The 17,784-nt window shown below is 64.9% G+C and carries 15 protein-coding genes; 7 read left to right on the top strand and 8 right to left on the bottom strand.

Translation table 11 applies throughout. The features are described from left to right. Positions 1-6: 6 nt before the first annotated feature. Positions 7-942: a ribose ABC transporter substrate-binding protein RbsB gene (gene rbsB / locus QFZ41_RS09955; protein WP_371024383.1), complete on the top strand. Its 936-nt coding sequence runs from the start codon at positions 7-9 to the stop codon at positions 940-942. Between the two features lie 304 nt (positions 943-1,246). On the opposite strand, the gene QFZ41_RS09950 is transcribed toward rbsB, so the two are convergent. Further along, positions 1,247-3,760, bottom strand: a complete 2,514-nt coding sequence (locus tag QFZ41_RS09950) for a DNA translocase FtsK (protein WP_429198616.1) — start codon at positions 3,758-3,760, stop codon at positions 1,247-1,249. Positions 3,761-3,960: 200 nt separating this feature from the next. After that, positions 3,961-4,755, bottom strand: a complete 795-nt coding sequence (locus QFZ41_RS09945) for an SDR family NAD(P)-dependent oxidoreductase (protein ID WP_429198615.1) — start codon at positions 4,753-4,755, stop codon at positions 3,961-3,963. A 79-nt stretch (positions 4,756-4,834) separates the two neighbouring features. On the opposite strand from QFZ41_RS09945, the gene QFZ41_RS09940 reads away from it, so the two are divergent. Then, positions 4,835-5,287, top strand: coding sequence for a winged helix-turn-helix transcriptional regulator (locus tag QFZ41_RS09940; protein WP_429198614.1), 453 nt, complete (start codon positions 4,835-4,837; stop codon positions 5,285-5,287). 49 nt (positions 5,288-5,336) lie between these two features. On the opposite strand, the gene QFZ41_RS09935 is transcribed toward QFZ41_RS09940, so the two are convergent. Together QFZ41_RS09935 and QFZ41_RS09930 are read right to left on the bottom strand one after the other, a co-directional pair. Continuing rightward, positions 5,337-6,527 carry an MBL fold metallo-hydrolase gene (locus QFZ41_RS09935; protein WP_429198613.1) on the bottom strand — a complete coding sequence of 397 codons (1,191 nt, stop codon included), beginning with the start codon at positions 6,525-6,527 and terminating at the stop codon, positions 5,337-5,339. A gap of 121 nt (positions 6,528-6,648) precedes the next feature. After that, positions 6,649-7,698: an NAD(P)-dependent alcohol dehydrogenase gene (locus tag QFZ41_RS09930; protein WP_371024378.1), complete on the bottom strand. Its 1,050-nt coding sequence runs from the start codon at positions 7,696-7,698 to the stop codon at positions 6,649-6,651. A 110-nt stretch (positions 7,699-7,808) separates the two neighbouring features. Here QFZ41_RS09930 and QFZ41_RS09925 point away from each other — a divergent pair, with 110 nt between their 5' ends. Both QFZ41_RS09925 and QFZ41_RS09920 read left to right on the top strand, forming a co-directional pair. Further along, complete coding sequence (locus QFZ41_RS09925) at positions 7,809-8,735, top strand: LysR substrate-binding domain-containing protein (RefSeq protein ID WP_429198612.1); 927 nt, start codon at positions 7,809-7,811, stop codon at positions 8,733-8,735. A 52-nt stretch (positions 8,736-8,787) separates the two neighbouring features. Continuing rightward, complete coding sequence (locus QFZ41_RS09920) at positions 8,788-10,011, top strand: MFS transporter (protein WP_429198611.1); 1,224 nt, start codon at positions 8,788-8,790, stop codon at positions 10,009-10,011. A gap of 39 nt (positions 10,012-10,050) precedes the next feature. Here the strand turns inward: QFZ41_RS09920 and mnmE are convergent, their stop codons facing one another. From mnmE to rpmH, 4 genes are all read right to left on the bottom strand, one after another. After that, positions 10,051-11,394 (bottom strand): tRNA uridine-5-carboxymethylaminomethyl(34) synthesis GTPase MnmE, encoded by a 1,344-nt coding sequence (mnmE, locus tag QFZ41_RS09915; RefSeq protein WP_429198610.1) that lies wholly within the window; start codon positions 11,392-11,394, stop codon positions 10,051-10,053. Positions 11,395-11,446: 52 nt separating this feature from the next. Then, positions 11,447-13,144 (bottom strand): membrane protein insertase YidC, encoded by a 1,698-nt coding sequence (gene yidC / locus QFZ41_RS09910; protein ID WP_429198609.1) that lies wholly within the window; start codon positions 13,142-13,144, stop codon positions 11,447-11,449. A 64-nt stretch (positions 13,145-13,208) separates the two neighbouring features. After that, on the bottom strand, positions 13,209-13,574 hold the full coding sequence (rnpA, locus tag QFZ41_RS09905) for a ribonuclease P protein component (protein WP_429198608.1): 366 nt from the start codon (positions 13,572-13,574) through the stop codon (positions 13,209-13,211). A 29-nt stretch (positions 13,575-13,603) separates the two neighbouring features. Beyond that, on the bottom strand, positions 13,604-13,738 hold the full coding sequence (gene rpmH, locus QFZ41_RS09900) for a 50S ribosomal protein L34 (RefSeq protein ID WP_008211413.1): 135 nt from the start codon (positions 13,736-13,738) through the stop codon (positions 13,604-13,606). Positions 13,739-13,929: 191 nt separating this feature from the next. On the opposite strand from rpmH, the gene dnaA reads away from it, so the two are divergent. The 3 genes from dnaA to recF all read left to right on the top strand — a co-directional run bounded on the left by dnaA (position 13,930) and on the right by recF (position 17,765). Beyond that, positions 13,930-15,282 carry a chromosomal replication initiator protein DnaA gene (dnaA, locus tag QFZ41_RS09895; RefSeq protein ID WP_429198607.1) on the top strand — a complete coding sequence of 451 codons (1,353 nt, stop codon included), beginning with the start codon at positions 13,930-13,932 and terminating at the stop codon, positions 15,280-15,282. Between the two features lie 212 nt (positions 15,283-15,494). Beyond that, positions 15,495-16,595: a DNA polymerase III subunit beta gene (dnaN, locus tag QFZ41_RS09890; RefSeq protein ID WP_429198606.1), complete on the top strand. Its 1,101-nt coding sequence runs from the start codon at positions 15,495-15,497 to the stop codon at positions 16,593-16,595. A gap of 87 nt (positions 16,596-16,682) precedes the next feature. After that, complete coding sequence (gene recF, locus QFZ41_RS09885; RefSeq protein WP_429198605.1) at positions 16,683-17,765, top strand: DNA replication/repair protein RecF; 1,083 nt, start codon at positions 16,683-16,685, stop codon at positions 17,763-17,765. Positions 17,766-17,784 lie beyond the last annotated feature (19 nt).

Raw genomic sequence — 17,784 nt, 5'->3', positions numbered from 1 at the left:
CACACCATGCGCAAACTGACATTCCTCGCCGCGGCCGCGGCAACGCTTCTCGCGGCCTGCTCGCAGCAGGGCCCGGGCGAATCCGCCCCGGCAGCCGGTGCAACCGCCGGCGGCGCCGCGCCCTCGGGCACTCCGGTGGTCGGCCTCGCGCTGTCCACGCAGAACAACCCGTTCTTCGTCGAACTCAAGGACGGCGCCGAGAAGGCCGCGAAGGACGCCGGCGTGCAGCTCGTCGTGGTCGACGCGCAGGACGATCCGGCGCGCCAGATCTCCAGCGTGGAAGACCTGATCCAGAAGCGCGTCTCGGTGATCCTGCTCAACCCGACCGATTCCTCGGCCCTGGCCGGCGCGGTGCAGTCCGCGCAGCGCGCGAACATTCCGGTGGTCACGCTCGACCGTGGCGTCGATGGCGCCGAAGTCGCGTCGCACATCGCGTCGGACAATGTCGCCGGCGGCAAGATGGCCGCCGATTACCTGGCGAAGGCGCTGGGTGGCAAGGGCAACATCATCGAGTTGCAGGGCGTGGCCGGCACTTCGGCGGCGCGTGAGCGCGGCAAGGGCTTCGACGACGAGATCGCCACCACCGGCATGAAGGTCGTCGCGAAGCAGCCCGCCAACTTCGACCGCGCGCAAGGCCTCTCGGTGAGCGAGAACCTTCTCCAGGGCAATAGCGACGTGCAGGCGATCTTCGCCCAGAATGACGAGATGGCGCTGGGCGCGGTGCAGGCCCTGGCCGGAAAGAACAAGAAAGTACTGGTTGTCGGCTTCGACGGCACGCCGGACGGCAAGACCGCCGTGCAGAGCGGCGCGATGGCCGCCACCGTCGCCCAACAGCCGGAAGAGATCGGCAAGCTCGGCGTCGAAACGGCGAAGAAGCTCATCGACAAGCAGCCGGTCGAGAAGTCGATCGCCGTGCCGCTGAAGCTGCTCACGAAGGAATAAGAGCACCGCAAGCGCGATGCACCAGGGGCCGGGCCACCGCGAGGTGACCCGGCCTTTTTGCTTCCGCTTCGCGGAAATCGCCGCTGAAGCGGCTCCCACAAAAGCGGAACTTGCCGCTATCGATGTCGGATGAACCAGGTAGGAGTAGACCCTGTGGGAGCCGACCTTGTCGGCGATCCCGCGGCAGCGGGCTAGGCCATGGCAAGCACCCATCGCCGACAGGGTCGGCTCCCACCGAAGCCCGGACCTACACAGAAGCCCAGACCTGCACAACCGAGGCTGGTTTAGTCTTTACCGGGACTGGTCAGTCCTGCGGCCCCGGCGCAATGACTTCGCGCTGGCCATTGATGCCCATCGACGAGACGAGGCCTGCCGCTTCCATGGCCTCGACGAGCCGGGCCGCGCGGTTGTAGCCGATGCGGAACTGGCGTTGCACGAACGAGATGGACGCGCGGCGAGAACGGAGCACGAACGCCGCCGCTTCGTCGTAGAGGGGATCAAGCTCGGCATCGACCCCGTCTTCGCCCGGTTCGCCATCGACGGCTTCGCTGGGCGGACCGGCGAGGATTTCGTCCTTGTAATCGGGCTCGCCGAACTGCTTCAGCCATGCCACGATGCGATGCACTTCCTCGTCGGCGACGAAGGCGCCGTGGATGCGTTGCGGATAGCCCGTACCGGGAGGAAGGAACAACATGTCGCCCTGGCCCAGCAGGCTTTCCGCGCCCATCTGGTCGAGGATGGTGCGCGAGTCGATTTTCGACGACACCTGAAAGGCGACGCGCGTGGGGATGTTGGCCTTGATCAAGCCGGTGATGACGTCGACGGAGGGGCGCTGCGTGGCGAGGATGAGGTGGATGCCCGCGGCGCGCGCCTTCTGCGCCAGCCGTGCGATCAGTTCCTCGATCTTCTTCCCGGCGACCATCATCAGGTCGGCCAGCTCGTCGATCACCACCACGATCATCGGCAGCGTGTCGAGGTGCTCGGGCACTTCCGGATGCGCGGGGAAAGGGTTGAACAACGGCCTGCCGGCGGCCCGCGCCTCGCGGACCTTCTGGTTGTAACCGGCGAGGTTGCGCACGCGCAGGTCGGACATCACCTTGTAGCGATTCTCCATTTCCGCCACGCACCAGTTCAATGCGTTCGCGGCGAGCTTCATGTCGGTCACGACCGGGGCGAGCAGATGCGGGATGCCTTCGTAGACCGAAAGCTCCAGCATCTTCGGATCGATCATGATCATGCGCACGTCGTCGGGCGTGGCCTTGTAGAGCATCGACAGGATCATCGCGTTCACCGCGACCGACTTGCCCGAGCCCGTCGTTCCCGCGACCAGCATATGCGGCGCCTTGGCCAGGTCGGCCACCACGGGCTCGCCGGTGATGCCCTTGCCCATGGCCAGGGTCAGCAACGAATCGGACTCACGGTATTCCGCCGAGTCGAGGATCTCCGACAAGGCGATCATCTGCCGCTGTTCGTTCGGCAATTCCAGACCCATGCATGTCTTGCCGGGGATGGTTTCCACCACGCGGATCGACGTGCGGCCGAGACCGCGGGCGAGATCCTTCATCAAGGCGACGATCTGGTTGCCGCGCACGCCAACGGCGGGCTCGACTTCGTACCGCGTGATCACCGGACCGGCGGACGCACCGACGACCTGCACGGGCACCTTGAACTCGCGCAGGCGCTGCTCGATCAGTTCACCGGTATCGATGAGTTCCTGCTCGGAGATCGCAGTGGTGGCGTTCGCCGGCGCGGCGGCGAGCAGGGAAAGCGGTGGTACCGTGACGGCACTCGTTTCCGTCGCCCGCAGGGGACGAACCGGAGTCAGTGCAACGACGGGCACTGATTCGACAGCCATTTCGTCGTTCGCCGCGATCGCGAACCGCGACACGGGAGCGACCGGAACAGGCGCAACAGACGTCAGTGGAGCTGTTGCGAGAGGCGCATCGTCGTGCCCTGTAAAACCTGCGTCGTATCCGCCACGAGGCGCGCTGTAGGAGATATCGTTCGAGCGCTTCTGCGAAACCGCCTCGACAACATGCTCGACCGGCATCGCTACGCTACGCTCGGTGGGAGCCGACCCTGTCGGCGATTCAAACCTCGCCTCACGCTCCACGGCGCGCGCGACCACCTCCGATCCACCACTCGCAGCAGCCGCCGTTTTCGGCGCCAGCCACGGCTCGCGAATCACCGTGTCCGGCAGCGCGCGATGCCTCGGCGGCACCGGCGTGGCGACGGAAGGGCGAACGGACGGAACGGACTCGCGCCGCGCGGTGTCGACGCGCGGCTTATGCGCAGCGGGTGCCGAACGTGAAGCGGCCGTTGTCGTTTTCCTCCGTCGAGCGGGTGCACGGTCCGGACGACGCACGGCGGGAACGGAACGTCTGCCCGTCGCGCGAGTCGCCGAGCGATTGAACAGTCGACGTATTCCGCCAACGGCGAGGATGCCCAATGGTTCGACCAGCGCATTGCCACGCGCGAGGAACGCGGACAAGGGAACACCCAGGTACCAGGGCAAGGCGATCACGATAGCGACGATACACAGCAGCGCGGCAAAGCCCGGGAAGCCCGATACAACCCCCGCCAGCCAATGGCACACCGCACCGCCCACGGAGGGATCGTCCGTGTAGTGCGACAGCATGAGTCCTTCGAGCGCGGTGCTCGAAAGCAACACGAGAAGGAACCCCGCCCAGAAACGAATCGCACCGGGGCCTACCGTCGGCGGACGCCGCCGGCGAACCATCGCGACGCCGAGACGCCAGAGCAGGGGAAGCAGCCAGAGGGTGGACAGCCCGAAGGCACCGAACACGAAGGAGAGCATGCCTAACCGCGAGAACCTAGCGAGTTCTACAGTTTAGCGCGCATTCGTGCGCCGCCAAAACGGAAGTGGTGGTAAGCCACTGTTCGTGTTGGAGAGCGTCGCCGACAGGGTCGGCTCCCAGAGGGCTACGAATCGCCGATGAATCGGCTCCCACAAGGTTGCGGTTGGCTGGTGGGAGCCGACCCTGTCGGCGATTGACCTCACCCGCGATAGCGCGGCGCCACTTCCTTGCGCGAGAGGTTCGGTGCCATCGCCAGCCGCGCGGCCTCGAACGTCTTGTACTGCGCTTCATCCTGCAACGGCGGAATGGTCACCACTTCGCCACGGTCGTAGCCGACCAGCGCCGCGTCGACCAGATCGGCGGTTTCCATCACCATCCCCGGAAGCAGCGCATCCACGTCCTTGCCCGACTTCTCCCATATCTCCGACCGCGTCGCACCCGGCAACACGGCCTGTGCGCGCACGTTCGTGCCTTGCACCTTGGCTGCCAGGCTTTGGGTGATGTTGAGCAGATGGGCCTTGGAGCCGCTGTAGATGCCGTCGAACATTTCAGGAACGAAGGCCAGGACGGAGGCGATATTGATGATGCCGCCCTTATCGCGTGCGACGAACGCCTTCGCGGCTGCCGCGGTCAGCAGCGTAGGAGCGAGGATGTTCACGGTGATCAGCTTCTCGATCGGCTCGCTGCCGTTCTCGAGCAGGCTGCCTTCGAGCGAAATGCCGGCGTTGTTGACCAGCAGGGTGATGGACGCGTCCTCGGCGAGGCGGCGTTCCACGGTCGAGATGTCCTTGCGGTCGGTCAGGTCGGCGCGCAAAACCTCGACCTTGCGCCCCGTGCGGGCGGCGATCTTCTGCGCCACCGCTTCCAGCCGGTCCACGCGGCGGGCGGCCAGGATCAGGTCGTAGCCGCGGTCGGCGAGACGCTCGGCATAGACCTCGCCGATACCCGAGGAAGCGCCCGTGACCAGGGCCGTACCTTTGTTTTCAGTGCTCATGACGATGACTCCGTAGGGTTACTTGCAAAGTGATAGTAACTAGGTTGCCCTACGATAGTGACTTCACTATCATAATGCAATGGACATCGACAAACTTTCTTCAGGTACCTGCGCCATCTCCCGGAGCCTCGCCCTGGTGGGCGATGCATGGAGCGCGCTGATCCTCCGCGACGCCAGCCGGGGCATGACCCAGTTCGACCAGTTCCGGACCAGCCTGGGCATCGCGCCGAACATCCTGTCCCGCCGATTGAAGTCCCTGACCGAGGCGGGTGTATTGGAGAAGCGCCGCTACAGCGAACGCCCGCCGCGCGACGAATACGTGCTGACCCTGGCGGGCCGGGATTTCATTCCGATCCTCGCGGCGATGGGCGAGTGGGGCCGCCGGTATAACGGGCACGGCAAGCTCAGCCACCTCGTCAACGAGGAGACTGGCTGCCCGGTGCGGGCCGTGGTGGTGGACGAATCGACGGGCAGGCCACTGGGCGGCATACCGATGCACCTGGAAATGCCGGACGGATCGTTGCCGGCATAGCGCAGGCGCCCGTAGACGGTTGCTCGCTATCCCCGCGCGGCTTGCTCGTTCAGGTGTCGCTTCGGCATACGGGCACCTCGAATTTTTCGTTGGGGTCGCCATGGCGTGACGCGACAATCGCGTGTTGCTCTCCGGTGAACCAGCGCTGCGCTGGCCACCAGCGTGGAATCACGGGATGCGTCGTCGGCTCCACCGCCTGTCCCGGCTCCGGAACCAGCACATCGGCGTGGCTGCATCGCGCCGCCGCGAGGATGCGTTCCGGTGGCTCGGTCCACGCGTGATGCGCCAGCTTGATCAGACCCCAGTGCACGGGAATCAACACGCGGCCACGAACCTCTTCGTGCACCAGCATCGCCTGCTCCGGGCCGAGGTGCCAATCGGGCCATTGCGGATCGTACTGACCGGCCTCGATCATCGTCACATCGAACGGGCCGAGCTTCGTGCCCACGTCGACGAAGGTGTCATTGAGACCGGTGTCCCCGGAATAAAAAGCGCGATGAACGGGGCCGACGAGCGCGAAGCCCGTCCATAGCGTGTGGTCGCTTTGCGGCGAAAGACGGCCAGATGCATGCCGCGAAGGTGTCGACACGACGCGCACGTTTCCCACCTTCGCTTCCTGCCACCAGTCCAGCTCGGTGATCCGGTCCCGCGGCACGCCCCAACCGACGAGATGCGCACCGACGCCGAGGGGCACGATGAAGCGCGTGCCACGAGCGTTCAACGCCTGCACGGATGGGCGATCCAGATGGTCGTAATGATCGTGCGAGATCACGACCGCGTCGACACGCGGCAGGCGATCGATCGGCACCGGAGGCTCGTACCACCGCTTCGGACCGAGCCATGGGAAGGGCGAAGGCCGTTCGCTCCACAGCGGGTCGACGACGATGTTCGCGCCATCGATTTCGACGAGCATCGACGAATGGCCAAACCAGGTCACGCGTAGTCCACTCGACGGCGGCTGCGCATAGACGGCCGACGAATCGATCGTGGGTACCGGGGCATCGGGCTCTTCGCCCGGCTGCGATTCGAGCATCTGCCAGATGCCGCCCTTGAGGTTGCTGTACATCGGCAGGGGATTGGCGAAGCGATCACCGTGCCATTGCGGCGAACGGACGATATCCGGGGCACGCGGGTCGTTCGCTCCCGAACCGACGTTGGGCCACGCGGACACCGCGGCGAAGACGATGAAGACGACGAGCAGGCCGACGATGACGGCCAGGTAACGGAGGAAACGCTTCAAGCCCGGAGTCCTTTGGGATTCGCTTCGACGATAGCGGGTAGCCCCGGGTTAGTCACCGCTGAATAGTGCTCGCGGCCGGGGCTGCCCATGAAAGCTGCCTCGGCCGCGAACGTCATTCGCCTCAGGCCGGCATCGTCGCCATGTCGATCACGAAGCGGTAGCGCACGTCGTTCTTCACCAGGCGTACGAAGGTCTCGTTGATCGAGGCCATGTCGACCAGTTCGATATCCGACACGATGTTGTGCTCGGCGCAGAAATCCATCATTTCCTGGGTCTCGGCCATGCCACCGATGGCGGAGCCGGCGATCGTGCGGCGCGGGAGCATCAGGGCGCCACCGATCATGCCGTCGATCGGCGTGAGCACGCCGACCAGCACCATCGTGCCGTCGAGCTTGAGCAGGTTGATGTACGGATTCAGGTCGTGCGACACCGGCACCGTGTTGAGCAGGAAGTCGAAGCTGGCGGCGGCCGCCTTCATCGCTTCGGCGTCCGTGGAGAGCAGCACGGCATCGGCGCCGAGGCGCTTCGCATCCGCACCCTTGGACGCCGAAGTGGTGATCATCGTGACATGCGCGCCCATCGCCTTGGCGAACTTCACGCCCATGTGGCCGAGGCCACCGAGGCCGACGACGCCGACCTTCTGTCCGGGACCGACGTTCCAGTGGCGCAGCGGCGAATACGTGGTGATGCCCGCGCAAAGCAGCGGCGCGACAGCCTTCAGGTCGAGCTTCTCGGATACCTTCACCACGAAACGCTCTTCGACCACGACATCGGTGGAATAGCCGCCATAGGTCGGCGTGCTGCGGTCCTGTTCCGTGCCGTTGTACGTGAAGCTCGTGTGGTTCAGGCAGTACTGCTCGAGGTCGCGCTTGCATGATTCGCACTCACGGCAGGAGTCGACCATGCAACCGACGCCGGCGTAGTCGCCGACCTTGAACTTCTTCACCGCCGAACCGACGGCCTTCACCCGGCCGACGATCTCGTGGCCCGGAACCATGGGGTAGATGGAGTTGCCCCAGTCGTTGTGAGCCTGGTGCAGGTCCGAATGGCAGATGCCGCTGTAGAGGATCTCGATGTGCACGTCATGGGCGCCGACATCGCGACGCGGAACCTTGAAGGGAACGAGGGGCGCCTTGGCCTGGGGGGCGGCGAATCCGCGGACTTCGAACATGGGAGTCATCCTCTTCTGGAGTGGTTCGGTAGCCGGCAACGGTAATGGTTCAACAATCGTTCCCGCCAACGGGGATTACGGGATGAATCGTTGAGTTATCCTTCACAATCATGCGACCCGACAACCTTTCCCACCTCGCGGCCTTCGCCGCCGTCGCCCGCCATGCGAGCTTCCGCAAGGCCGGGGCGGAACTGACCTTGTCCACATCGGCCATCAGCTATGCGATACGGGGGCTGGAGGAACGCCTGGGGGTGACCTTGTTTCACCGGACCACGCGCAGCGTTTCGCTGACCGAAGCGGGGCAGCGCCTGCTGGAGCGCTTGCAGCCGGCACTCGCCGATGTCAACGAAGCGCTGGAGGAAATGAACAACTTCCGCGCGACGCCCGCCGGCACCTTGCGCATCAACATGCCACGGGTCACGGCCCAATTATTGTTGCCGGACCTCTTGCCCCGGTTCCTGGCCACCTATCCGGACATCCATTTCGAAGCGGTGGACAACGACAGCCTGGTCGATATCGTCGCGCTGGGTTTCGATGCGGGAATACGCTTCCTGGAAGCGGTACCCGAAGACATGATCGCGGTGCCTATCGGGGGCGAGCAGCGGGGTGCCTGCGTCGCGTCACCGGAATACTTCGCCACGCACGGCATTCCGAAGCATCCCAACGACCTCTTCCAGCACGACTGCATCCGCTTTCGCTTTCCCAGCGGGCGTCTCTACAAGTGGGAATTCGAGCAGGGTGCCACGAAGCTCGACCTGGACGTGCGCGGCCGGGTCACCTTCGGCGACTTCCGGCTTTCCGTCGAAGCCGCGCTCACCGGCATCGGCGTGACCCTCGTACTGGAAGACCAGGTGGCGGACGTCATTCGCGAGGGGAAGCTGGTCCGTGTGCTGGAGGACTGGTGCCCTCCCTATCCGGGTTTCATGTTGTACTACCCGCGGCAGCGGCGGGTGACCTCGGCCCTGCGCGCATTCGTGGAGTTCGTCCGCGACGCCCGCTGGACGGTAGCGACCGACCCGGCACCGGGCGTATCCTAGGCGGCATGCTGCGTCGCACCAAGGCGGCGCGCCCCTCGTCCCCGGGCTTTCCATGACTTCTACCGCTCCCGCGATCGCTCCGGGCACGCCGCCCGTCCGCGCCCCCCATGTCGGCCTGGTGATCCTCGCCCTGGCCGTGGGCGGCTTCGCCATCGGCACCACCGAGTTCGCCTCGATGAGCATGCTGCCCTTGTTCGCGCAGGGCCTCGGCATCGATGCGCCCACCGCCGGCCACGTCATCAGCGCTTACGCCCTGGGCGTCGTGGTCGGAGCGCCAATCATGACGGTGTTGGGGGCGCGCGTGCCACGCCGCAAGCTGTTGCTCATCCTCATGGCCATGTTCACGGTGTTCAACGGCCTCACCGGGCTGTCGCCGAACTATCACTGGATGCTGGTGTTCCGCTTCCTCGCCGGGCTGCCGCACGGCGCTTACTTCGGCGTCGCGGCCTTGGTCGCCTCGTCGCTGGTGCCGGCGAACCGCCGAACCCGGGCCGTCGGCCAGATGTTCCTCGGCCTGACCTTCGCCACGGTGGTGGGCGTGCCGCTGGCGAGCTGGCTCGGGCAGGCGGTGGGGTGGCGTTGGGCGTTCGCCTTGGTCGCGATACTCGGCATCGCGACGATGACCGCCGTGGCGGTGTTCGCGCCGGAAGTCGCGGCGGACAAGGACGCCAGCCCGCTGCGGGAACTCGGTGCGCTTAAACGTTCGCAGGTGTGGCTCACGCTGGCCATCGGCGCGATCGGTTTCGGCGGCATGTTCGCGGTCTATACGTATCTGGCGGACATCCTCATCTCCGTCACGCACATGCCGTTGCACACGGTTCCCTGGGTGATCGGCGTCTTCGGTGTCGGCCTGACCGCCGGCAACATGGTGGTGCCCGTCTTCGCCGATCGCGCGCTGATGCGCACCGCCGGCGGCCTGCTGGTGTGGAGCATCGTGATGCTGGCGCTGTTTCCGCTGGCTGCCGGCAATGTCTGGACGCTGGGTCTCGACGTCTTCCTCATCGGTATCGGCGGCGCGCTCGGCACCGTTTTGCAGACGCGGCTCATGGATGTCGCGGGCGATGCGCAGGGCCTCGCGGCTTCGCTGAATCACTCCGCGTTCAATACCGCGAACGCGCTGGGACCGTTCCTCGGAGGGCTGGCTATCGCACACGGATACGGATGGACGTCGCCGGGCTGGGTCGGCAGCTTGCTGGCTGTCGCCGGTCTGGCCATCTGGGCGGTATCCCTGGCTAACGAACGCCGCGCTATCGTCGCCACACCGGAGCATTGCTAGGTTCGGTGGGAGCGGACCCTGTCCGCGATGCACTTCGCCTCATTTCCCGATACAAAACGAACCGAATATAGCCCCGAGCAAATCATCGGATGAATACGTCCCCGTGATTTCACCGAGCGCTTGCTGCGCATGACGCAGTTCTTCGGCAGCGAGTTCACCGGCGTGGCTGTCGTGCAACGCGATAGCCGTTCGATCCAGGGACTCGCGTACCGATTCCAACGCCACGACATGCCTGCGGCGCGCGCTGAACGCGCCTTCGCCAGCGCCGGCCGTGGCCAAGTGGCGCAACAGCGCGCGCAACCGATCCAGCCCCTCACCCGTGCGTGCGGAGAGCCAGAGGGTTTCGTATCCACCGCGATGTTCGTAGTGAGCCACCGATTCCGACAGATCGATCTTGTTGACGATGACGACGCGGGTCGCGTGACCCGGCGTGCCATCGAAGAAGGCGAGGTCCTCGTTCGCATGCTCATCGTCTGTAACGAGTAGCGCGACATCGCAGCGTTCGAGTTGTGCGCGTGCGCGACGGATGCCTTCGCGTTCGACGACATCGTCGGACTCGCGAAGACCCGCCGTGTCCGCTAGCTCGAAGGTGGCGCCGTCGATGCTGACCGACTCGCGTAACACGTCGCGGGTTGTACCGGGAATATCGGTGACGATGGCGCGCTCCTGTCCCGCGAGCGCATTCAACAGGCTCGACTTGCCCGCGTTCGGGCGTCCCACGATAGCCACCACGATGCCGTCGTTGAGGCGGACGCCGCGGCGCGTTTCGATCAACAGGGCGTCGAGATTCGCGCGCAAGGTGGCAAGGTTCCGTCCGATCACCGGGTCGGCGAGGAAATCGATTTCCTCCTCGGGAAAATCGATGGCCGCCTCGATATGCACGCGCAGCGCGATCAGTTCACCGAGCAGTTCATCCACGCGTGCGGAGAACACGCCTTCCATCGAACGCAATGCGGCGCGGGCCCCTGCTTCGGACGTGGCGGCGACGACATCGGCCACCGCTTCGGCCTGGGTGAGGTCGAGCTTGCCATTGAGGAAGGCGCGTTCGGTGAATTCACCCGGCCGGGCGAGCCGGGCGCCGAGCGAGATCGTCCGGCGAAGCAACGCGTCGAGGAGCACCGCGCTGCCGTGACCTTGAAGTTCGAGCACGTGTTCGCCGGTGTACGAAGCCGGGCCAGGGAAATAAAGCAGGATGCCGCGATCGATCAGCTCACCGTCGCCATCGCGAAACGCGGCGAAATGTGCATGACGCGGTACTGGTTCGCGTCCAAGCATGGCGCGAGCGATCGCCGGCGCACCGGGACCCGAAACGCGGACGGCGCCGACGCCAGCCGCGCCGGCACCGGTGGCGATGGCTGCGATGGTGTCGTCGCCGTGGTTCATGGCTTACCCGTCGATAGCGAAGCGGCGCGTCTCTCGACGCGCCGCCCGGTGGTCATGCGGTCTTGGCCTTGATGTCGGCCCTGTCGACGCTCCGGTTGATCCACCACTGCTGAAGCAGGCTGGTGGCACCGTTCACGGTCCAGTAGAGCACCAGGCCCGACGGGAAGAAGGCGAAGAAGACACCGAAGATCAATGGCATCACCTTCATCATCTTGGCCTGGGTCGGATCCATGCCGGCGGTGGGCATCATCCGCTGGGTGAGCAGCGTGACCAGGAAGTAGAGTACCGGCAGCACGTAGAACGGATCGGGCGCCGAGAGATCGTGGATCCAGCCGAAGAACGGCGCATGGCGCAGTTCGATGGATTCGGACAACACGCGCAGCAGGCCGATGAAGATGGGGAAGGTGATCAGGATGGGCAGGCAGCCCGCCATCGGATTGACCTTCTCCTTCTTGTACAGCTCCATCATCGCCTGCTGCATCTTCATGCGGTCGTCGCCGTAACGCTCCTTGAGCGCGGCGACGCGCGGTTGCAGCTTGCGCATGCGCGCGCCGGAGCGGAACTGCGCGTCGGTGAGCTTGTACAACGCGATCTTGATCAGCAGCACGAGCAGGATGATCGCCACGCCCCAGTTGCCGCTGATCGCGTGCAGCTGCGAAAGCAACCAGTGCAGTGGCTGGGCGATGATCGTGAACCAGCCGTAGTTGCTGGTCAGTTCCAGGCCGGGCGCGATGACGTCGAGCGTGCCTTGCAGCTTCGGGCCGATGTACAGGCGCGCGACGCTGTCCGCGGTCTGGCCGGGTGCCACCTGGATGGTGGGACCGAACGCACGCACGAGATAACGCGGCGTGGCCGAGTTGGGATCGACGATGGTGCTGCTGTAGTTCACCGACTGGTCGGCCGGCGGGATCCAGGCGACGAAGAAGTAATGCTGGAGCATGCTGACCCAGCCACCGGTGATCTGGCGGTTGAGCGGCTTCTTCGCGAAGTCTAGGAACGGCAACGACTCGAACTTGTTTTCCGGGCTGTACCAGGCGGCGCCGAAGAAGCTGTGCTGGGCGGGGTCGGTATACGCCTTGAACCAGTTCACCTTCTCGGCGGGCACGCGCTGCAATTGGTGGTACGCGTTACCCGTCCACACCGCGCTCGTGCCATTTTCCACGCGCTGGTCGAGAGCGACGACATAGTCGGTGCGCTTCAGTGTGTAGCGCTTGATCACCTTGAGCCCCGACGGGTCGGTCCAGGTGAGGTCGATGCTTACTTCCTTCTCGCCATCGGCCAGCGAGGCCTGCGTCTTCCCGGCGTGGAACAACGCGCGGTGATCGGGCGCGGCACCCGTGTTGCTGACGAGGCCATCCTGGGCGGCGAAGAAATGCGCTGCCTCGTCGTCGAGCAGGCGTGCCGGCGGCGGATTGGGATTCTTCTTGGTGACCGGTTCGTCCGGGTAAGCCAGCAGTTCGGAGCGGACGATGCTGCCGCCACGGGTGTCGATGGTCAGGCGAAGCACGTCGTTCGACAGCGTGACCAGTTCGGCCTTGCCTTCCTCGGCGGGCGCGACGGTGTCGCCCGGCACCTTGGCCGGCGCGACGGCACCTGGAATGCTGCTGTCCGCATTCGGCTTGCCGGCATCGGTCTGGGCCGCCGGCGTCGGAGCGGCGGGCTGGGGACCGTAGTCTTTCTCCCATTCCGTCCACAGCAGGTACGCCACGAACATGAGCGCGAAGAAGAGGAGCGTGCGCGTTTGATTCATTGCAGGGCCAGATCCGAATGGCGCCACGGCCGGATGGCCGGGAAAGGCGGGGAGGACGGGAAGGTCAACGCGCGATTGTGCCGTCGGCACCCTCGCGCTTCAACGGCCGGATACGGCGAAACAGCGCATCGAGCTCGGCCAGGAGCACCGCACCGGTCTCGTTGACCGCGCTGTCGCGGGCCATGACCAGGATATCGACGGGTGGCAGGGCGGGGCGGGCGTGGCGAAATGCCTCACGCGCCAGGCGCTTGATCCGGTTTCGGTCGACGGCGCGCTTGGAACAGCGCTTGGAGATCGCCAGGCCGAGGCGGGCAGTGTCGAGCTCGTTGTTTCCGAAGCGCAAAAGAAAACAGCGGCCGCCGAGGCGACCGCTGACTGTTCGCAACGCTGCGAAGTCGGCGGCGCGGCGAAGCCGCGCATCGCGCGGCAAGGCTGCGGCACGCACGACAGGCGAGCCGCTTACGGGATCAGGCGCTTGCGACCCTTCGCGCGGCGCGCGTTGAGGATCTTGCGGCCGTCGGCCGTGGCCATACGAGCGCGGAAGCCGTGGGTGCGGGCGCGCTTGAGCTTGCTGGGCTGGAAAGTACGCTTCATGGCGCTTACATCCGGGTGAAGATTGAATATGGCCGGAAAGTATGGCCGAGATTCGCGAGGACTGTCAACCGTTTGGGACACCGCGCCAAGGTGAAGACGCGGGCCGGCGGACTCCGGCGAGGGGCCGGAACGCTGGTAGACTTCGTCGTCCACCCCGCGCGCATGCGCCCCTTCTGTGGCAAGAATACCCGATGAGTGATCTCTGGAGACGCTGTCTCGAGCGTCTTGAAGGCGAATTGAGCGCCGAGGATGTCCATACCTGGCTGATGCCCCTGCAGCCACGGGAGGACCCGACCGGCCTGTTCCTGTACGCGCCCAATCCCTATTCGCTGGATACGGTGCGCGAGCAATACCTGGTGAAAATCCAGTCGATCGTGGAACACCTCACGGGCCGTCCCCTGCCCGTGCGTCTCGAAGTCGGCTCGTCCGGCGGCCGTCCGGCGCCGGTGCGTCCGGCGTCGGCCACGCATGTTTCCGCGCCGGCATCGCCGCGTGCTCCGGAGGCGGCACCCGAACCGCCGCATGTGCACAACCTCGACCCGCACTACACGTTCGAGACCTTCGTGGAAGGCAAGTCGAACCAGCTGGGCAAGGCCGCGGCCATGCAGGTGGCGATGAATCCCGGCCGGGCTTACAACCCGTTGCTGCTGTACGGCGGCACTGGCCTGGGCAAGACCCATCTCATGCATGCGGCCGGCAACCTGCTGATGCAGAACAACCCGGGCGCCAAGGTGCTGTACCTGCGCTCGGAGCAATTCGTCAGCGGCATGGTGAAGGCGCTGCAACAGAAGAACATGGACGACTTCAAGCGCCGCTTCCGCTCGGTGGACGCGCTGCTCATCGACGATATCCAGTTCTTCGCCGGCAAGGACACCACGCAGGAAGAGTTCTTCCACACCTTCAACGCGTTGTTCGAGGCGAAACAGCAGATCATCCTCACCTGCGACCGTTATCCGAAGGAGCTCGACAAGCTCGAGCCGCGGCTGAAGTCACGACTGGGGTGGGGCCTGTCGGTGGCGATCGAGCCACCGGACTTCGAAACGCGCGCGGCCATCCTGCTTTCCAAGGCGGCCGACAAGGGCATGGAGGTGTCCGAGGACGTGGCGATGCTGCTGGCCCGGCGCATCCGCTCCAACGTGCGTGACCTCGAGGGCGCGCTCAACACGCTGGCGGCCCGCGCGAACTTCTATCGCAAGCCGATCACCACGGACTTCGCCGAGGAAACCCTGCGCGACCTGCTCAACACGCATGCGCAGGCCGTGACGGTGCCCAACATCCAGAAGACCGTGGCCGACTATTACCAGGTGCGCCTGTCCGACCTGCTCTCCAAGCGGCGTGTGCGCTCGCTGGCGCGCCCCAGGCAGGTCGCCATGGCGCTCTCCAAGGAGTTGACCGAGCACAGCCTGCCGGAGATCGGGGAAGCCTTTGGCGGCCGCGACCACACGACGGTGCTGCATGCCTGCCGCACGATCCGCGGCTTCTGCGAAAAGGACGTGCGCATGCGTCAGGACTGGGAGCAACTCATCCGTATATTGACGGGCTGAGAACCTGTGGATAATAGGTGGATGGACGGAGGACGGTTTTGAGGCCTGAAGTTATCCACAAGGCACCCACATGAAACCGCGTGTTCGGGCTAGTTGATATCTCAAAGCAACCATTTGAAGATTAAACAATTTTCAGACTTGTCAAGATATCCACCGGCCCTACAACTACCACTAATAAAATCTTAAAAACTAAAAGCAGGAGTAGGGGACGCATGCAATTCAGCATCCAGAGGGAAGTACTGCTCAAACCCCTGCAGCAGGTGGTGGGCGTGGTGGAACGCCGCCAGACGCTGCCCGTGCTGGCAAACCTTCTGGTGCGCGCCTCCGGTAGTGAGGTGTCCTTCACGGGCACCGACCTCGAAGTGGAGATGATCGCCACCACCGCCGCCGATGGCGTGCAGGAAGGCGAGATCACCATTCCAGCGCGAAAGTTGTTCGACATCGTTCGCGCACTGCCCGACGGCGCGAAGATCGACGTCAAGTTGAATGGCGAGCGCATCGCCCTCAATGCCGGCCGCAGCCGCTTCACGCTGGCCACGCTGCCGTCGAGCGAGTTCCCGACCATCGATGAGATCGAACTGGTCGAGCGGGTCACGTTGCCGGAAGAGGTGCTGCGCGACCTGATGGACCGCACCGCCTTCGCCATGGCGAACCAGGACGTGCGCTATTACCTCAACGGCATGTTGCTGGATCTGCAGGAGCACACGCTGCGCTGCGTGGCGACCGACGGCCACCGTCTGGCGTTGAAGGAGACCAAACTGGAAAGCTCGGTTTCCGCCCGCCGCCAGATCATCATTCCCCGCAAGGGCGTGAACGAGCTGATCGGTCTGTTCGAAGCGGGCGAAGGCTCGGTCGAACTCGAGTTCGGGCGCAACCACCTGCGCGTGCGTCGTGGCGGTGTCATCTTTACGTCGAAGCTGATCGACGGGCGGTTCCCGGACTACGAGGCGGTCATCCCGCTGGGCGCCGACAAGACGGCCACGATCGAGCGTGACGTGCTGCGCAGCGCCCTGCAGCGTGCCGCGATTCTTTCGAACGAGAAGTACCGCGGCGTGAAGCTGGAACTCAGTCCGGGCCGTATCAAGATCGTTGCTCACAACCCCGAGCAGGAAGAAGCCCAGGAAGAGGTCGAGGCTGAGACCGTGGTCGACGATCTCGCCGTCGGCTTCAACGTGGGTTACCTGCTGGATGCGCTTGGCGCCTTGCGCGGCGACAAGGTGCGCATCAACCTGCGCGACGCCCAGTCGAGTTGCCTCCTGCAGGAAGAGGGCAATGAAGAAGCCCGCCATGTGGTGATGCCGCTTCGCCTCTGACCGGCAGGCACGTTAAAGTTCGGCCCACGACGCCGGGGATGTCTTCGACACCCCGGCGTCGTCCGTTTTGGATGGGAAAGGCTGGGAATGAAGTTCGAGTCGTTACGGATAGCCGGTTTGCGTTGCCTGGAGTCGGTGTCGTTGACACCGGCACCGGGGATCAACGTGTTCGTAGGCCCGAACGGCGCCGGCAAGACCAGCGTGCTTGAAGCCGCCTATCTGCTGTCGCATGGCCGCTCGTTTCGGGCCGGTTCGCGTGACGTCCTGTTGAAACGGGGCGCGAGCGCCCTGTCGGTCTTTGCCGAGGTGCGGTCCGAAGACGGTCGAACACGACGGCTTGGCCTGGGGCGGGAGAGCGGGCGCTGGCAGGCGCGGGTCGATGGGGATTCCGCCGCATCACTGGGTGCGTTGGTACAGGAGTGCGCCGTGGTGTGCTTCGAACCCGGATCGCACGACTTGATCGCAGGCGCCTCGGACGAGCGTCGCCGCTTCCTCGACTGGGGTCTGTTCCACGTGGAACATGCCTTCGTGAATCAGTGGCGCCGGTATCAACGCGCCCTGAAACAGAGGAACGCCGTGCTTCGAGGCGGAGGACCGCTGGATGCAGGCCTGCTGGAACCATGGGAGGCGGAACTGGCGATGGCGGGCGAGGGCATGACGACCTTCCGGCGTGGCTATCTGGACCGGCTGATTCCTCACATCCAGGGCTTCACGGTGAACGTCCTGCCGGAACTCGGTGATTTCTCCATCCGCTACCGGCCCGGCTGGGACGAAGCCGCCGATCTAGCTACGACGTTGGCAGAACGGCGCCTGCGCGATCTGGGCCGGGGCCACACGACCGTGGGTCCCCACCGCGCCGACTTCTCCATCGCTTTCGAACACGCTCCCTTGCGGGAACATCTGTCGCGTGGGCAGGAGAAACTGTGTGCCCTGGCGTGCCTGCTTGGGCAGGCTTCCCTTCACGCTGAAATCCGCGGGGAATGGCCGGTCGTCTGCCTCGACGACCTTGCATCGGAACTCGATCGTACCCATCAAGAGTGGGTAGTCGCGCAGCTTCTTGGCCGCGATGTGCAGGTCTTTATCACGGGTACCGAGATCCCGTCCGCCCTCGCCGATCAGTCCGTCACGATGTTCCACGTGGAACAGGGTGTGGTCGCGGCTTTGCTATAATCGACCGACTGTCCCGAAG

The organism is Luteibacter sp. W1I16 (genome assembly GCF_050434905.1).
GTDB lineage: Bacteria > Pseudomonadota > Gammaproteobacteria > Xanthomonadales > Rhodanobacteraceae > Luteibacter.
This window is presented reverse-complemented; position numbering and strand designations above follow the sequence as displayed.

Excerpts from the sequence above, each read along its gene's own strand:
- recF (WP_429198605.1), top strand. The coding sequence starts at position 16,683 with ATGAAGTTCGAGTCGTTACGGATAGCCGGTTTGCGTTGCCTGGAGTCG.
- QFZ41_RS09940 (WP_429198614.1), top strand. The coding sequence starts at position 4,835 with ATGGACATCGACAAACTTTCTTCAGGTACCTGCGCCATCTCCCGGAGC.
- QFZ41_RS09920 (WP_429198611.1), top strand. The coding sequence starts at position 8,788 with ATGACTTCTACCGCTCCCGCGATCGCTCCGGGCACGCCGCCCGTCCGC.
- dnaN (WP_429198606.1), top strand. The coding sequence starts at position 15,495 with ATGCAATTCAGCATCCAGAGGGAAGTACTGCTCAAACCCCTGCAGCAG.
- QFZ41_RS09925 (WP_429198612.1), top strand. The coding sequence starts at position 7,809 with ATGCGACCCGACAACCTTTCCCACCTCGCGGCCTTCGCCGCCGTCGCC.
- QFZ41_RS09945 (WP_429198615.1), bottom strand. The coding sequence starts at position 4,755 with ATGAGCACTGAAAACAAAGGTACGGCCCTGGTCACGGGCGCTTCCTCG.
- rpmH (WP_008211413.1), bottom strand. The coding sequence starts at position 13,738 with ATGAAGCGTACTTTCCAGCCCAGCAAGCTCAAGCGCGCCCGCACCCAC.
- dnaA (WP_429198607.1), top strand. The coding sequence starts at position 13,930 with ATGAGTGATCTCTGGAGACGCTGTCTCGAGCGTCTTGAAGGCGAATTG.
- mnmE (WP_429198610.1), bottom strand. The coding sequence starts at position 11,394 with ATGAACCACGGCGACGACACCATCGCAGCCATCGCCACCGGTGCCGGC.
- QFZ41_RS09950 (WP_429198616.1), bottom strand. The coding sequence starts at position 3,760 with ATGCTCTCCTTCGTGTTCGGTGCCTTCGGGCTGTCCACCCTCTGGCTG.
- rbsB (WP_371024383.1), top strand. The coding sequence starts at position 7 with ATGCGCAAACTGACATTCCTCGCCGCGGCCGCGGCAACGCTTCTCGCG.
- yidC (WP_429198609.1), bottom strand. The coding sequence starts at position 13,144 with ATGAATCAAACGCGCACGCTCCTCTTCTTCGCGCTCATGTTCGTGGCG.
- QFZ41_RS09930 (WP_371024378.1), bottom strand. The coding sequence starts at position 7,698 with ATGTTCGAAGTCCGCGGATTCGCCGCCCCCCAGGCCAAGGCGCCCCTC.